Origin of the sequence: Roseobacter sp. EG26, assembly GCF_049830555.1 — a bacterium.
Taxonomy (GTDB): Bacteria; Pseudomonadota; Alphaproteobacteria; order Rhodobacterales; family Rhodobacteraceae; genus Roseobacter.
The window spans coordinates 26,228-40,931 of the sequence record NZ_JBNBLH010000018.1; the positions used below are offsets into that span (position 1 = coordinate 26,228).

A 14,704-nucleotide genomic window follows, 5' to 3' on the forward strand; every position below is an offset into this window, starting at 1 on the left:
ATTTTGATCAACCGGAGTTGCCGAGACCCAGAACTTTGTCGATCATGTCCTGACCGCCTTCAACCTCATCCGCGAACTGTTTGTAGATCGGTGCAGATGCTTCAATGAATGCGGCTTTATCCGCAGTGTTCACCTCAACGCCCGCATCTTCGATCACCTTCAGCAGGCTGGCTTCCAACTCAGCCGCTTTTTCATAGGTGAAATCCTGTGTCTGGTTCGCGCAATTCGTCAGACCGGCCTGCATCTCGGCGTCCAGCTTGTCGTATTTTTTCTTGGACATCAGAATGTAGGCAGGCGTGTAAACGTGGCCTGTCACCGACAGGTATTTCTGCACTTCCTGAAATTTGGCCGACGCGATTTGCGCATATGGGTTTTCCTGCCCGTCAATCACGCCGGTTTGCAAAGCGGTGAACACGTCGGAAAACGCCATTGGTGTCGGGTTCGCGCCATATTCCTGGAACATCTTCAGGCGCCAGACACCATTTGGCGTGCGCAGCTTGATGCCCTCAAGATCCGCAGGCACGTTGATCGGACGCGTGTTGTTGGTGATGTTGCGAAAGCCATTCTCGGCCAGACCCACGATGTGATAGCCATTCTTGTTGGCCGCACCTTGGAACACATCCATCATCTCGCCTTGTACGCGACGCATGTGGTCGCGATCCGAGATGATGTAGGGCATCTCGAAAATGCCAAAGGCATCATCCACCGAAGACATGACGGAGGACGGCAGTGAGAAATCGACCTGACCCAGCTTGAGCTTTTGCAGCAGTTCCTTGTCCTTACCCAATTGCGATGATCCGAAGGTCTGCACCTCGACCTTGTCACCCATCGCGCCGTTCACGCAGGCCGCAAAGTTGTCGACCGTCGCTTCAAACAGCGAGCCCGGCGCGCCAACGTGGCCAAATTTCATGGTCACGTCCGCCGCAAAGGCGCCCGTCGCCATGCCAATCGCTGTGGTGGCTGCAAGTATTCTTGAGACTACTTTCATAATGTTCTCCTCCCAGAGAATTTCAGTTTTCTTGGTTCTTATTGGTCTTGGCCCGTCTTGCGGGCAGTTCATTCAGTTCAGGTGCGCCATCGCCTCCTGCACACCGCCTGTCTCATGCGGAACATTGGCTTGCTTCAGTCCCATCTCGACCCCCGCAAGGGTCGCAATCAGCATCAGATCGTTGAAATCGCCCAAGTGCCCGATGCGGAACACTTTGTCCGCAACCTTGGACAGCCCATTGCCCAGTGACACATCATAATGCTCCAGCGTCGTGGCACGGAACGCATCCGCGCTGTGACCGTCCGGCACTTTCACGGCCGTCAGTACGCCGCTTTCCTGACCTTGGGTGGCACACAGCACTTCGAGCCCCCATTTGCGCACGGCCGCCCGCGCCGCAGCACCGTGGCGCGCATGACGGGCAAAGACATTGTCGAGCCCTTCTTCGTGCAACATATCTATGGCCTCATTGAGCCCATAGAGCAGGTTGGTGCCCGGCGTGTAGGGGAAATATCCGGTCTTGTTCGGCCCGACCATATCGGCCCAGTCCCAGTAGGACCGCTGCAGTTTTGCTGTCGTGTTGGCCGCCATCGCCTTGGCACTTGCCGCGTTGAACGACAGGCCGGGCGGCAACATAAGACCCTTCTGGGAGCCCGATACCGTAACGTCCACCCCCCATTCATCATGGCGATACTCCAATGACGCCAAACCAGAGATTGTGTCGACCAGGAACAAGGCGGGGTGCCCCGCCCGGTCAATCGCCTTGCGCACTTCGGCAATCGGCGACACCGAACCGGTGGACGTCTCGTTGTGAACCACGCAGACCGCCTTGATCTCATGTGCCTTGTCTTCAGCAAGGTAAGCCTCGATCTGATCAGGATCGGCACCGCCGCGCCAATCGCCTTCGATGAACTCGGCTTTCAGGCTCAGCTTCTCAGCCAGCTTTTTCCACATGGTCGCAAAGTGGCCGGTCTCGAACATCAGGACGCGATCACCGGGAGACAGGGTGTTGACCAAGGCCGCCTCCCAAGCGCCGGTCCCGGAGGCAGGGTAGATAAAGACGTGTTCCTCGGTTTTGAAGATCGACTTCATTCCTTCCAGCGCGCGCAGGCCAACCTTGGCGAAATCGGGGCCTCGGTGGTCGATGGTCTGCTGGCCAATCGCGCTGAGAATCCGGTCCGGCACAGCGCTTGGCCCGGGTATTTGCAGAAAATGGCGGCCAGCTTTTCTCATAACGGCATGTCTCACAATCAGGTGTCTGAGCGGACATCACACAGTGTCACGTCCAGGAAATTTGATTTTTGTTGTACCAGCGTAATTTTGAATTCATAATTAAGTCAAACGAAAAGACGACCCATGACATTGGACAAATCCATGCAGCACCTCGCCGACGCCCTGCAAAACCGCATCGAGGGCGACGTCCTGTTCGACAGCTTTTCGCGCGGGCGCTATGCGACGGATGCCTCGCTCTATCAAATGATGCCGCTGGGTGTGCTGTCCCCGAAATCCGAAGACGACATTCGTGCAGCCATCGACATCGGGCGTGACCGGGGCGTGCCCCTGCTGGCACGTGGTGGCGGAACATCGCAATGCGGCCAGACGGTGAACGATGCCCTGGTTCTCGATAACACGCAGTATTTCAATGATATTCTCGAACTGGATGTGGAGGGCATGCGCTGCGTTGTGCGGCCCGGTATTGTGCTCGACGAATTGAACCGCGCGTTGAAACCCCATGGCCTGTGGTTTCCGGTGGATGTCTCGACCGCGTCCCGCGCGACCATTGGCGGGATGACCGGCAACAACTCCTGCGGTGGCAAATCACTGCGCTATGGCATGATGCGTGACAATGTCCTGTCCATCGAGGGGTTTCTGGCGGATGGCAGCAAGCACCGCTTTGGCCCTGTTGGCACGGGCAGCGCGGCGGATTTCACCGCACTGCAAGACGACCTGTTGAGACTGGGCGCGCGCGAGGCCGCCGAGATTGATGCGCGATTCCCCAACGTGATGCGCCGGGTGGGCGGCTACAACATTGATGCGCTGGTACCCAAGGATACGGCCAACAACCTTGCCCATCTGCTGGTCGGATCCGAAGGGACACTGGCCTATTCCACGGCGATTGAGTTGAAGCTTTGGCCGATCCTGTCGGAAAAGGTACTGGGCGTTTGCCACTTCCCTACCTTCCATCAGGCCATGGATGCCGCACAGCATCTGGTCACACTGAACCCGCAGGGTGTTGAGCTGGTGGACGCCACGATGATCGCGCTGGCCCGCGACATCCCGATCTTCCGCGACACCATCGAAGAATTTGTGACCGGCAAGCCAGAGGCCCTGCTGCTGGTGGAATTTGCCGAGGAAGACACCAGCCTGCATCCCCAAAAGCTCAAAGAGCTTGAAGAGGTCATGGGCGATCTTGGATTTTCCTGGGGCAAAAGCGGGAAGAACTGGGGCGGTGTTACGGCCGTGCCCGACCCCAAGATGCAGGCGCGGATCGCGGAGCTGCGCAGCTCCGGCCTGAACATCATGATGTCCATGAAAGCAGATGGCAAACCGGTGTCCTTTGTCGAGGATTGTGCCGTCGAATTGCCTGATCTTGCCGATTATACGGCTGGTCTGACCGATATATTTGAGAAACACGGCACGCGTGGCACCTGGTATGCGCACGCCTCGGTTGGGTGCCTGCACGTGCGTCCGGTCTTGAACCTCAAGCTGGATCAGGACGTCAAGAAGATGCGCGCGATCGCCGAAGAATGCTTTGATCTGGTTGCGCGCTATAAAGGTTCGCACTCGGGCGAGCACGGCGATGGGCTGGTCCGGTCGGAGTTTCACGAGAAGATGTTTGGCCCTCGGATGGTGGCCAGTTTCGCTGAGGTAAAGCAGCGGTTTGATCCGGATGGTCTGTTCAATCCCGGCAAGATCGTGGAAGCGCCCAAAATGGATGACCGGTCGCTCTTTCGCTACAGCCCTGACTACAAGGTGCCGGAGTTTCAGACCGGGCTCGACTGGTCCGAATGGACCGGCAGCGGCGGCGGATTTCAGGGCGCCGTCGAGATGTGCAACAACAACGGGGCCTGTCGCAAGCTGAAAGGCGGCGTGATGTGCCCCTCCTTCCGGGTGACCCGCAAGGAACAGGACCTGACCCGGGGGCGCGCGAACACGTTGCGTCTCGCGATCTCGGGGCAATTGGGGCCAGACGCGCTGACCTCCGATCAGATGGCCGAGACAATGAAGCTTTGTGTGTCCTGCAAGGGATGCAAACGGGAATGTCCCACAGGCGTTGACATGGCCCGGATGAAGATCGAGGTCCAATCCGCACGCCTCAAAAAACATGGGCTCGGCCTGCATGACCGTCTGGTCGCCTATCTGCCGCGCTATGCCCGATGGGCGGCGCGGGTGCCGTTCTTGATGAATGTGCGCAACAGCGCGCCCGGTCTTGCCCGGCTGACTGAAAAACTGACGGGTTTCACCGCCACGCGCGATTTGCCCAGATGGCATGCGCGGCCCTTTGAGGAGGGTGAAATCGCCGCACAGCAAACGCCCAAAGCGGTTCTTTTTGCGGATACTTTCAACCGGTATTTTGAACCAGAGAACCTGCGCGCTGCGGCAAAGGTGCTCAAGGCCGCAGATGTCCCAGTGCATGTTGCGACCGCCCCCAAGGGTGAACGCCCCTTGTGTTGTGGCCGCACCTTCCTGTCCGCGGGTCTGGTAGAAGAAGCAAAGCGAGAGGCGCAACGTCTTGTTGATGCGCTGCTGCCCTTTGCCCAGCAAGGTATTCCGATCATTGGTCTTGAGCCCAGCTGCCTGTTGACCCTGCGCGATGAAATCCCTGCGCTTTTGCCCGGCAAAGAGACCGAGGTATTGGCCCAGCATGCCCGCATGCTGGAGGAATTCATCGCGGATCAGGACAATAACCCGGATTTCAAACTGCCCCTGTCTTCGCCCGCGCCCAAAGTGTTGCTGCATGGCCATTGCCACCAAAAGGCGATGGGGGTGATGTCCTCCATCGAAAAGACACTGGCGCGTCTGCCCGACACAGAGATCGAGGTGGTCGAGACGAGCTGTTGCGGCATGGCGGGTGCCTTTGGCTATGGCGTCGAAACACACGACATATCACGCAAAATGGCGAAACTTGATCTTGTGCCTGCCATACAGGACGCGGCGCAAGACACAATAATTGTTGCGGATGGCACCTCTTGCCGTCATCAAGTGGCAGATCTGACGGACCGAAAACCCATACATATTGCACGCTTGCTCGAACGTGCCCTGACGCAATGAGGTGACGCGATGACATTGCACACATCCCAAACAATCATGCGCAAATCCCTGCATCATGAGTTGGTCGACCGCCTGCAACCCCTGATCATCAATTCAGAATTGAAACCAGGGACCAAGATCCCGGAAAAGCAGCTCTGCGAACGGTTCGGGGTATCCCGCACCCCCTTACGTGAAGCGCTGAAGGTGCTGGCATCCGACGGGTTGGTCCGGTTGGAGCCAAACCGTGGCGCATGGGTGACACAAGTCACGCAGGAGGAAGTCGACGAGGTCTTCCCTGTACTGGGCGCACTCGAAGCACTGTCCGGCGAATTGGCCTGCAAGCATATCACCGACGCTGAGATCGAGGAGGTGCGCGCGCTGCACGCGCAGATGATCCGGAGCTATGAAAGTCGGGATCTGGACGCCTATTTCAGCGTCAACCAAAAGATTCACCGCGCCATCCTGTTGGCTGCGCGCAACGCGACATTGACCACGTCCTGCCAGGCGCTGTCTCTGCGTATGCAACGCGCGCGCTATCTGGCCAATATGTCCGAGGGCCGGTGGTATGACGCTGTGCAGGAGCATGAGAAAATCCTGCAATGTCTTGTCGCAAGGGATGGCCCAAATCTCGCGGCTACGCTGCTCCATCACATGGATGCAAAGCGCGCATCTGTGGTGAAGTGGCTACAATCGCAAGAGACCACGGACGCCATTTAGCAACAGGACCTGCTTGCCGAGCCCCTCGTCACTCGGCGGCCAGAGCGGGCATTGACAAACCAATCCGCCCATTGGTCAGATTGATCTCTCAGATGTCAGCCTCTATGCCAAACGGGACCCAAAGCATGGAGCGGCTCAATGTCTGACTACGTTATTCCCACGCCACCCGTTACGTCGATCCCCGTCGCATCGGGCGGCGCATTCCCGGTGCGACGGGTATATTGCATCGGCCGCAACTATGCAGCGCATGCCATTGAGATGGGACATGATCCGGACCGGGAGCCTCCCTTCTTCTTTCAGAAGAACCCCAACAATCTCGACACAACGGGGGACTTTCCCTATCCACCCCACACCTCTGATGTTCATCACGAAGCTGAATTGACCGTCGTGCTGAAATCCGGTGGTAAGAACATCCCGGTCGAGCGCGCAATGGATCACGTCTACGGCTACGCACTGTCCTTGGACATGACCCGCCGGGATCTTCAGGGCGAGATGAAAAAGGCGGGCCGTCCCTGGGAAATCGGTAAAGCCTTCGAGCGCTCGGCGCCCATCGGCCCGATCCACACCGTCGAAGAGATCGGTCACCTGGATGAGGGTACGATCACACTGAAAGTGAACGGTGACCTGCGTCAGGAAGGCGATCTCAATCAGTTGATCTGGAAAACGCCCGAGATGATTTCTTACCTGTCGGAGTATTTTGAACTGGCAGCGGGCGACGTGATCATGACCGGAACACCCTCCGGCGTTGGCCCTGTGGTCAAAGGCGATGTGATGGAAGTGGAAATCCCGGCACTTGGCAAGCTGTCCGTCACTGTGACCTAGTTTATCAATCCGCACACCCGCAGCGATGGGGCCGTCACAGGGGCTCCTATCCTGCGGGGGTCTCGCTGCTTTAGGTACAGCGCGTCAATCGGTTCTTGGCGCCGCAGTCTTGCCTAGTGAAGGTAGAATACGCCCGTAGACCGAATGCAGATGCTCCCTCATGAGTTGCGCAGCACCGTCGCCGTCATTTTTTTCAATCGCCTGAACGATCAAATCATGTTCCAGAAAGCTTGAGTAGTTTTTCGCAGGTTTGGGGGTCGTGCGTGGCTGGCTCCAGACCATGGAACGCCTGACCACATTCAGTGTTTCGAAGTAATACAAGAAGAGTTTGTTCTTTGCGCTGCGAGCAACCGCGAAATGAAACTTGTTGTCCCACGCCTCATAGCTGCGCCAGTCGGGAACTTCGCGGCAACGCTCGGCACAGGTGCGAAGCTCTTCTCGATCAGCGTGCGCGCTATGCAATGCTGCAAGACGCGCCAGTTCCGGTTCAATAGCCAGCCGAACGGTCGCAACCTGCGGAGGTGTCACCTGGTCCCGAAGGTACGTAACGTCCTCAAGGTTCAGAACAGGACGCTCGCCGACAAATGTGCCACGGCCCACATGGCGCCATATCAGGCCCCTGGATTCAAGCTTGGTCAGTGCGGACCGCAATTGATTGCGCGTGACCCCCAGCATCGAACACATCTCCCGCTCCGGAGGCAGTCGGTCGTTGTGAACATAGCCGTCAGACGCGATGATCTGCCTGATGCGCTGTACAAGAAGCTCTGTTTTCGCCATTGAGACCCACCCAATTGGTGAATTGGTCAGTTGATTTCACGGTGCCGAGCGCGCTTTGTCAATACATGGGGACGTGTCTGTAGCGAGCCTGCTGCGTTGAAGAATGGATGCTCAGGCGCGCGAAAGACCACCCTAAGCAGCAGTGTGCGAGGGGGCCGAAGGGAGAGGCGACATGAAATTGGCGACACTTTCAATTGACGGCAAGCCCTGCGGAGCGGTCGAGCTTGGAAATGGAAACTGGCTCCATCTTGCAAAGGCGGGCGCTGGCTGGGATAGCCTTCTGGCCACCATCGAGGGGGGCGCTGATGCCATTGCCGCGCTGCGCGCGTTGGTGTCGCAGGCCGAGGCTGGCCAACATGCGGATGCCGTGGTTTCTGATCCTGACCTGTTGGCCCCCATTCCCCAGCCACGCAAGAATGTCTTTTGCGTCGGACGAAACTACGCCGAACACATCGCCGAGGGAGACAGAGCGCAGAAGCAAAATGTCGGGGTCACCGAGCACCCGGTATATTTCACCAAGCCGCCCACATCGATTGTGCCGCCTGGTGGCGACATCTTGCTGTTTCCACAGGTCTCCACCTGTGTCGATTACGAAGTCGAGCTTGCCATCGTCATCGGCAAGTCCGGGCGCAACATCGCCAAGGAAAATGCCTTCGATCATATCTTTGGCTACACGATCCTGAACGACATCTCTGTGCGCGATGTACAGCGGCGTCATGGCGGGCAGTTCTTCAAGGGCAAGGGATTTGATGGTTCTTGCCCGCTTGGCCCGTGGATCGTGACCGCCGACGCGATCAGCGATCCACACAAGCTGTCGATTGGCCTGACCGTCAATGGCGCGCAGCGTCAGGATGGCAGCACAGCGGATATGATCTTTGATGTCCCAACGCTTATTGCCTCCTTGTCGGAGGGTATGACGCTGGAACCCGGTGACATCATCGCAACCGGCACGCCTTCTGGTGTGGGATACGCGATGGACCCACCCCGCTTTCTGGCAGCAGGCGATACCGTCGTGTGTACCATCTCAGAAATCGGTGAGCTGAGTAACTCCGTCCGCATCGCCTGATCCAGGCCGTGCTCATAAGCAGAGACCTCAGAACGAAATCAATCTAGGGAGGAGACCCGAAATGACAACCAGAAGAACCTTTGCAAAGCTTCTTGCAGCAGTTCCATTAGCCGGCCTTTTAAGCACCGGCGCAGTCGCGCAAGATATGCGTGACATCACCTTTGTGCAGCCCAGCCCATCGGCGATCAACTCGTTCCCGGTCTTTGTGGCCATCGGCGAGGGTTTTTTCGCGGACGAGGGCCTCAACGTTACCGTCGAGGCCATCAATGGCTCAGGTGCCGTCATTCAGGCATTGTCGGCCGGTCAGGCTCAGTTTGGCCGCCCCGGTCCGGGCCCGATCCTTGCAGCACGCTCGCGTGGCGTTGAGGTCGTTCACATCTACAACGTAGCCGCGCGCAGCAACTTTGGGATCGCGGTGCAGGAAGGCTCTGACATCCAGAGCATCGAAGATTTGCGCGGCAAAATCATTGGCACCGGGACTGCCGATGGCGCGGAAGTTGGATTTGCCCGCAATGTGATGTCGGGCGCGGGAATGACAGAAGGCACGGATTACGAATTCCTGACGGTGGGCGATGGCGGTCCTGCAACGGCGGCCTTCCTCAATGACGAGATCGTCGCCTATTCCGCCTCTACCGCCGACACCGCCATTCTCAATCAACGTGGCATGGCTGTGCGGGACATCACGCCCGCTGAGTTCGGTCGCTTTTTCGGCAATGGCATCGCCACAATGGCCGACACCATCGCCAATGATCGTGAACTGGTTGAAGCCTGGAGCCGTGCTTTCGCCAAAGGCCACGCCTTTGCGCTGGATGATGCCAACCGCGAAGCGGTTCTGAAGCACCTGGCCGATGGCAACCCGCAGGAAGGCGAAGACAAGGAGTTCCAATCCGCATTGTTTGACGCAGTCCGCTCCAAGACCATCTCGACAAGCCCGGAAAACGGTCTGGGTTGGTACCCCGCCGAAGTCTGGGCCGAATGGCAGGACGCATTGGTCACCGGTGGCGAAATCTCTGCCCCGCTTGACGATCTGAGCGCCGCCTGGACCAATGAGTTCGCAGCCATAGGAAACGCGGCCGTCGGCGAATGAACACCGAGTTGGCAGAAACGCAAACTGGCGCCCCTTTTGGTGCGCCGGTTTATGAGTTGAGCCGTGTGAGCAAGACCTATGCGCGCAATCTCGTTGTGGCCCTCGAAGGGGTCGATCTGACGTTGCGCAAAGGCAGCTTTACCTCTGTGATCGGATCGAGCGGTTGCGGGAAGTCCACATTACTCAAGATCATGGCCGGACTCATTCCTCCCTCACAGGGCCGTGTCGTCCTGCAAGGCGAACCCGTGACCGGCCCGCGCCGCGACATCGGCATGATGTTCCAGCAAGCAACGCTTTTTCCCTGGAAGACGGCGGTCGAGAACATCGTGCTGCCCATCGAAATCCGCGACGGTAAAGCCGCCGCCAAAGCGGCTTTGGAGAAAGCCCATGAGCTTCTGGACATTGTCGGGCTCAAGGGATTTGAAAACGTCTACCCCAACGAGCTTTCGGGCGGCATGGCGCAACGCGCCTCAATTTGCCGGATGCTGATCACCGAGCCGGCCGTGCTACTATTGGATGAGCCGTTCAGCGCGCTGGACGAGCTTTCCCGTGATATGATGAACATGGAACTGCAGCGGATTTGCCGTGAGCAGGAGGCCACCGCCTTTCTCGTGACCCACTCGATCCAGGAGGCGGTGATCCTGTCGGACGAAATTGTCGTGATGAAGCCGCGCCCGGGTCGTGTGGCAGAGGTCGTCAAGGTTGACCTGCCGCGGCCCCGCACACTCGAGATGATGACGACCCCGGAGTTTGGCGAGATCGTCGAATACATCCGCGGACAATTGGACAAGGGAGAAGACATGTGACCGATCTGTCGAACAACTCATCTTCCACCAACACGGACATGCTCGAAGACACCGTCTGGACGCAAGAAATCGCGTTTATCGACTCTGTGCCGCGTTGGATCGCAATGAGCTTCGTGGCCTTTGTCTTTATCGGCACGTGGTGGGTCGTGACCGCCTTTGGCTTCGTCTCCCCCATCATCCTGCCCACCCCGGCGGAAACACTCAAAGACATGATCTTCGTCGGCAAGAACCTCGCCACTGGCGGCTACATGCTGACCGCGCTTTGGATCACCATTCTGGAGGTGATCTACGGTTTCGCCCTGGCTATTGCCATCGGTTTCACACTGGGCGTGCTGGTCGGCGAAACCGCCTTTGGGGAGAAAGCTGTTATGCCCTATCTCGTGGCTATTGATACAATGCCCAAAGTGGCCTTTGCACCCCTGTTTGTGGCGTGGTTGGGTTTCGGGATCGAATCCAAGGTCGCTCTTGCAGCCTTCATCGCGACCTTCCCGATTGTGGTGGGCACTGCTGCAGGCCTTCACGCCGCTGACGAAAACGCCAGGATGCTGTTCAAGACAATGGGTGCCAGCCGCATGCAGACCCTGATCAAGATGAAACTGCCCACCGGTCTACCGCAGATCTTTACAGGCCTGAAAATCGGCGCAGTGGGCGTGATGGCCGGGGCCATCACCGGTGAATTCCTGGGTGGTGGGAAAGGGTTCGGGGAGTTGATCCGTGTCGCGGCCTCGCAGCTGAACACACCGCGGGTCTTCTCGTTGATCCTGTATCTCAGCCTTGTGGGCCTGGCGCTTTACCTTCTGGTTCAGTTCGCACAGCGCAAGGTCGTGTTCTGGCACAAGGAACGCGTAGGATCCTACGATGGCTGAGAACGCGCCGATCAAGCCAGAGGCTTTGCGCCATTTTGTTGCACAGGCTCTTGCATCCCAGGGCGTGCCGTCAGGCGACGCGGCAAAGGTCGCCTCTTTGATGGTTGAGGCCGATGTTTACGGCTACGCAACACATGGCGTGTTCCGCTTACGGCAATATCTGGCCCGTCTTGCCGGCGGAGGCTGCAACCCGACGCCTGCTGTCAAAGTGGCGCATGAAACGGTTGCTACGGCTGTGATCGACGGGGATGATGGTCTGGGACATCTGGCCATGGCTGCAGCCCGCGACCTTGCCATGAAAAAGGCGCGCGAGGCCGGGATAGGCTGGGTCGGTGTGCGACGTGGTAATCACGCGGGCCCGTTGGCGCTTTATGTGCGCCCGCAGGCGGAGGCGGGTTTGCTGGGCATGGCTGCGGCTGTGGGCAGTGCCAACCACGTGCCGCCCTATGGCGGCTCGGACTTGCTTCTGGGGACCAACCCGATCGCCTTTTCGGCCCCGGGTGATGGCACCGATCCCTTCGTCTTTGACATGGCAACGACCGTAGCGGCGATGGGCAAGATCAAGACACTTCTGCAGCAAGGTGATCCCATGCCTGAGGGGTGGATGGTTGGTCGCGATGGCCGCCCGCTGACCGACCCGGCCCGCAAATCCGAAGGCTTTTTGCTGCCTATTGGCGGCCCCAAAGGTTTTGGATTGTCGGTTGCGATTGGCCTTATGGCTGGTGTTCTCAATGGAGCGGCCTTCGGCTCAGACGTGGTTGATTTCACCAACGACACCGCCTCTTCGACAAACACAGGGCAGTTTGTAATGGCTCTCAATCCTGTGGCCTTCGGCATTGCAGATTTTGGAGCGCGCGCTGAACGTGTGTTTGACGAAATGCGCGCGTCAGAACCTCTGCCTGGCCACGCCCCTGTGCGCCTGCCCGGAGATGGCAAGACGGCAGCGGCCAAGGCACGCAAGGATCAAGGCCTTGATCTCAAGCCCGCCTTGCGACGCGATCTGGATGCGCTAAAGGCGGAGTACGAATTCGAAGCCTCCTTGATCTGACGCGAGTATCTTGGAGCCATTAAAGGCGGCCTCAGCGAGGAAGCGCGGACATTAGCCGGTGAAGGTCATTCGTTTGTCGTCCGCCGCAGGGCCGCGATCTTGACAGGCGCGCAGCGTCAATTGAACAAGATGTCCGGCGTTTTGATCATGAGATCATCGCCTGGCGACCCTCCGAACAACACTAGTCGTGTGTTTGCTCGCGATAAATGCTGGCAGCATGTCCGGAAGGCCCCCCTTTCCTCCGTGCCAGCAGGAAGCGCTCAAGCCCCTTCAACGATCAGAAAATCCGCGTCGGCATTCGCTTGCCGGATGACGCGAGCCGCGCTGTACTCGGGCGACTCGTAACAGGCCACCGCTGTGTCGAAATCCTCGAACTCAACAACCACGTTGCGATCTCGCGCCACGCCTTCCGGTGCTATGTAGCGTCCGCCACGCACGTGAAATCGCGCGTTGTATCTCTCAAACGCAGGCCGGGCCGCTTCCAGATAGTCAGGATACGCTTCGATATCGTGAACCGATACGCGCACCACCCAATATCCCTTTGACATTCTTTCTCTCCATATGTCTCTAAAATCAAGCGGCGCGTTGGGTCTGGAACCCAACCAGGACATGGGACAGAATTGTCTGCCAAGCCGCCGTCCAGGCGTTCAGGTGCGCATCGGTCCAATGATCGGCCAATCCACTTGCCAGGGTTGCCAGCAAGGCTTCACCAACCAGATAAAAGTCGCGTTCGGCGATTTGGTAACTTGCATGGCGTACGCCCAAGTCCTGCAGGGGGCGTACCAGTGTTTCAGGCTGGTGCAAATTGCTGACAACTAGATTGATTGCGCTTGCAAGATGCGATCTTTGCGATGCCATGTCTGTGTCCGCGAACGGTTTTGCCAAGTCAGCATCGGCATCAAAAAGCCGACGGTAGAACTGCTGCATCGCGGCGTCGGCGATGGGTACAACCTGTGCCCAGCTTTCCTGGACAAGTGCTACGTCATCTTCTGTCATTTCAAATACCCTTGCGTCTGCTTCTTGTTTGCACTGCTGCTCTATGACAAATGTGACATCATAAAAAATGAGAAATATCGATTATATTCATCGATTATGGAGATGTGAGATGGAGCTTTCCGATTTGCGTGTTTTCCGTGCAGTCGTCCGCGAAGGTGGCGTCACCCGCGCGGCGAACCATCTGGGGCGGGTGCAATCAGCGGTCACGTCGCGCATTCAACAGCTTGAAGACCGTCTGGAGCAGCCGCTGTTTTCCCGTCAGGGCCGCAAGATGGTGCTTACGCCTGCAGGCCGCACATTGCTTGACTACTCGGAGAAATTACTGGCGTTGGCAGATGAGGCGGAGGCGGCCCTGAGTTCAGAAACGCCGCGCGGTGTTCTGCGCATCGGGTCTATGGAGAGCACTGCAGCCGTGCGCTTGCCAGCGCCGCTGGCTGAGTTCTCCGAACGCTATCCGGAGGTGGTGCTGGAAATGCAGACCGGCAATCCGGCGATGCTGGCCGATGCGTTACTGCGCGGAGATATCGATGCTGCCTTTGTCGCAGAACCCATCGCAGAGAAGCGCTTTGACTACATTTCAGCCTTCGAGGAGTCACCTGTCATCGTGACTTCGGAGGCGCATCCTCCCATCGGCGGCGATCATGGATGCCCCCGAACCGTGTTGGTATTTGAACATGGCTGCCCGCATCGCAAGCTGTTGGAACATTGGTATGCGAAGCAAAAGGATACACCAGAGCGAACCATCGAAATGGGTTCCTACCATGCTATGCTGGGGTGTGTCCTTGCCAGCATGGGAGCGGCCCTGGTGCCGAAAAGTGTGCTGAGCACGTTCTCAGAGGCAGGCAGGCTGCGCCTTACCCGTTTACCCAAAGGCAGCGATAAGCTGCGTACTCTTTTGATTTGGCGAAAAGGTGTTTCCTCGCCCACGATTGCCGCGCTCAGAAACGTTATCGCGAACGGTGGACGTTGACTGTCTGAAACCGGGTTTTTGTGCAGGGGACAGAGCGAGGCGCTCCTCTGGCTTGATGTCGGCCGCCACTTAGCGTCGCTGCCGCAGCAAAAGTCCGCAATGAAGGGCTGCACCGCAGCGTTGGTATTCTTTGGTCAACGTCCGCAGTGGGCCGTCAGATGCTGAGTTTGCTCAGATGGCTGCTGTGAGCCGAGGCTGTGTGGAAACTCCGGATGATGTATGCTTCTGGTCAAATACTGGAGGCGGGCATGTCAGGGTATATCGAGGGTGTGGAGCGCGGTCAGGCGACGCTTTTTCCGGACAGGCTTGAGGA

General features: G+C 58.1%; 14 protein-coding genes. 9 read left to right on the forward strand and 5 right to left on the reverse strand.

Features of this window, described 5'->3' with window-relative positions; all coding sequences use genetic code 11:
- Positions 1 to 7: 7 nt before the first annotated feature.
- Positions 8 to 988: a TRAP transporter substrate-binding protein gene (locus ACOTTU_RS23035; protein WP_425661559.1), complete on the reverse strand. Its 981-nt coding sequence runs from the start codon at positions 986 to 988 to the stop codon at positions 8 to 10.
- Between the two features lie 72 nt (positions 989 to 1,060).
- Positions 1,061 to 2,218: a pyridoxal-phosphate-dependent aminotransferase family protein gene (locus ACOTTU_RS23040; RefSeq protein WP_298919109.1), complete on the reverse strand. Its 1,158-nt coding sequence runs from the start codon at positions 2,216 to 2,218 to the stop codon at positions 1,061 to 1,063.
- A gap of 123 nt (positions 2,219 to 2,341) precedes the next feature.
- Here ACOTTU_RS23040 and ACOTTU_RS23045 point away from each other — a divergent pair, with 123 nt between their 5' ends.
- The 3 genes from ACOTTU_RS23045 to ACOTTU_RS23055 all read left to right on the forward strand — a co-directional run bounded on the left by ACOTTU_RS23045 (position 2,342) and on the right by ACOTTU_RS23055 (position 6,775).
- Complete coding sequence (locus ACOTTU_RS23045) at positions 2,342 to 5,257, forward strand: FAD-binding and (Fe-S)-binding domain-containing protein (protein WP_425661561.1); 2,916 nt, start codon at positions 2,342 to 2,344, stop codon at positions 5,255 to 5,257.
- A 9-nt stretch (positions 5,258 to 5,266) separates the two neighbouring features.
- On the forward strand, positions 5,267 to 5,953 hold the full coding sequence (locus ACOTTU_RS23050; protein ID WP_425661563.1) for a GntR family transcriptional regulator: 687 nt from the start codon (positions 5,267 to 5,269) through the stop codon (positions 5,951 to 5,953).
- Between the two features lie 138 nt (positions 5,954 to 6,091).
- Entirely contained in the window at positions 6,092 to 6,775 is a 684-nt protein-coding gene (locus ACOTTU_RS23055; RefSeq protein WP_425661565.1) for a fumarylacetoacetate hydrolase family protein, read from the forward strand.
- Between the two features lie 84 nt (positions 6,776 to 6,859).
- On the opposite strand, the gene ACOTTU_RS23060 is transcribed toward ACOTTU_RS23055, so the two are convergent.
- Complete coding sequence (locus ACOTTU_RS23060) at positions 6,860 to 7,552, reverse strand: FadR/GntR family transcriptional regulator (RefSeq protein WP_425661567.1); 693 nt, start codon at positions 7,550 to 7,552, stop codon at positions 6,860 to 6,862.
- Positions 7,553 to 7,724: 172 nt separating this feature from the next.
- On the opposite strand from ACOTTU_RS23060, the gene ACOTTU_RS23065 reads away from it, so the two are divergent.
- The 5 genes from ACOTTU_RS23065 (at position 7,725) to ACOTTU_RS23085 (ending at position 12,425) form a co-directional block, all read left to right on the forward strand.
- Entirely contained in the window at positions 7,725 to 8,618 is an 894-nt protein-coding gene (locus ACOTTU_RS23065; protein ID WP_425661569.1) for a fumarylacetoacetate hydrolase family protein, read from the forward strand.
- 61 nt (positions 8,619 to 8,679) lie between these two features.
- Positions 8,680 to 9,705, forward strand: a complete 1,026-nt coding sequence (locus tag ACOTTU_RS23070; protein WP_425661571.1) for an ABC transporter substrate-binding protein — start codon at positions 8,680 to 8,682, stop codon at positions 9,703 to 9,705.
- Positions 9,702 to 10,511, forward strand: a complete 810-nt coding sequence (locus tag ACOTTU_RS23075; RefSeq protein ID WP_298919089.1) for an ABC transporter ATP-binding protein — start codon at positions 9,702 to 9,704, stop codon at positions 10,509 to 10,511. The genes ACOTTU_RS23070 and ACOTTU_RS23075 overlap by 4 nt, the downstream gene beginning before the upstream one ends.
- 38 nt (positions 10,512 to 10,549) lie before the next feature.
- Entirely contained in the window at positions 10,550 to 11,377 is an 828-nt protein-coding gene (locus ACOTTU_RS23080; protein ID WP_425661581.1) for an ABC transporter permease, read from the forward strand.
- The gene (locus ACOTTU_RS23085; RefSeq protein WP_425661573.1) at positions 11,370 to 12,425 is read left to right on the forward strand and encodes an Ldh family oxidoreductase; all 1,056 of its coding nucleotides are present in this window, start codon (positions 11,370 to 11,372) and stop codon (positions 12,423 to 12,425) included. The genes ACOTTU_RS23080 and ACOTTU_RS23085 overlap by 8 nt, the downstream gene beginning before the upstream one ends.
- A gap of 260 nt (positions 12,426 to 12,685) precedes the next feature.
- On the opposite strand, the gene ACOTTU_RS23090 is transcribed toward ACOTTU_RS23085, so the two are convergent.
- Both ACOTTU_RS23090 and ACOTTU_RS23095 read right to left on the reverse strand, forming a co-directional pair.
- On the reverse strand, positions 12,686 to 12,973 hold the full coding sequence (locus tag ACOTTU_RS23090) for a DUF1330 domain-containing protein (RefSeq protein WP_425661575.1): 288 nt from the start codon (positions 12,971 to 12,973) through the stop codon (positions 12,686 to 12,688).
- A 25-nt stretch (positions 12,974 to 12,998) separates the two neighbouring features.
- Positions 12,999 to 13,421 (reverse strand): globin domain-containing protein, encoded by a 423-nt coding sequence (locus tag ACOTTU_RS23095; protein WP_425661577.1) that lies wholly within the window; start codon positions 13,419 to 13,421, stop codon positions 12,999 to 13,001.
- Positions 13,422 to 13,530: 109 nt separating this feature from the next.
- Here ACOTTU_RS23095 and ACOTTU_RS23100 point away from each other — a divergent pair, with 109 nt between their 5' ends.
- Positions 13,531 to 14,391, forward strand: a complete 861-nt coding sequence (locus tag ACOTTU_RS23100; RefSeq protein ID WP_425661579.1) for a LysR substrate-binding domain-containing protein — start codon at positions 13,531 to 13,533, stop codon at positions 14,389 to 14,391.
- The last annotated feature ends 313 nt before the right edge of the window (positions 14,392 to 14,704 follow it).

What these genes read in the sequence shown, in the direction of transcription:
- ACOTTU_RS23070 (WP_425661571.1), top strand. Translation starts at nt 8,680, where the DNA reads ATGACAACCAGAAGAACCTTTGCAAAGCTTCTTGCAGCAGTTCCATTA.
- ACOTTU_RS23065 (WP_425661569.1), top strand. Translation starts at nt 7,725, where the DNA reads ATGAAATTGGCGACACTTTCAATTGACGGCAAGCCCTGCGGAGCGGTC.
- ACOTTU_RS23075 (WP_298919089.1), top strand. Translation starts at nt 9,702, where the DNA reads ATGAACACCGAGTTGGCAGAAACGCAAACTGGCGCCCCTTTTGGTGCG.
- ACOTTU_RS23100 (WP_425661579.1), top strand. Translation starts at nt 13,531, where the DNA reads ATGGAGCTTTCCGATTTGCGTGTTTTCCGTGCAGTCGTCCGCGAAGGT.
- ACOTTU_RS23060 (WP_425661567.1), bottom strand. Translation starts at nt 7,552, where the DNA reads ATGGCGAAAACAGAGCTTCTTGTACAGCGCATCAGGCAGATCATCGCG.
- ACOTTU_RS23080 (WP_425661581.1), top strand. Translation starts at nt 10,550, where the DNA reads ATGCTCGAAGACACCGTCTGGACGCAAGAAATCGCGTTTATCGACTCT.
- ACOTTU_RS23035 (WP_425661559.1), bottom strand. Translation starts at nt 988, where the DNA reads ATGAAAGTAGTCTCAAGAATACTTGCAGCCACCACAGCGATTGGCATG.
- ACOTTU_RS23085 (WP_425661573.1), top strand. Translation starts at nt 11,370, where the DNA reads ATGGCTGAGAACGCGCCGATCAAGCCAGAGGCTTTGCGCCATTTTGTT.
- ACOTTU_RS23090 (WP_425661575.1), bottom strand. Translation starts at nt 12,973, where the DNA reads ATGTCAAAGGGATATTGGGTGGTGCGCGTATCGGTTCACGATATCGAA.
- ACOTTU_RS23050 (WP_425661563.1), top strand. Translation starts at nt 5,267, where the DNA reads ATGACATTGCACACATCCCAAACAATCATGCGCAAATCCCTGCATCAT.
- ACOTTU_RS23045 (WP_425661561.1), top strand. Translation starts at nt 2,342, where the DNA reads ATGACATTGGACAAATCCATGCAGCACCTCGCCGACGCCCTGCAAAAC.
- ACOTTU_RS23095 (WP_425661577.1), bottom strand. Translation starts at nt 13,421, where the DNA reads ATGACAGAAGATGACGTAGCACTTGTCCAGGAAAGCTGGGCACAGGTT.
- ACOTTU_RS23040 (WP_298919109.1), bottom strand. Translation starts at nt 2,218, where the DNA reads ATGAGAAAAGCTGGCCGCCATTTTCTGCAAATACCCGGGCCAAGCGCT.
- ACOTTU_RS23055 (WP_425661565.1), top strand. Translation starts at nt 6,092, where the DNA reads ATGTCTGACTACGTTATTCCCACGCCACCCGTTACGTCGATCCCCGTC.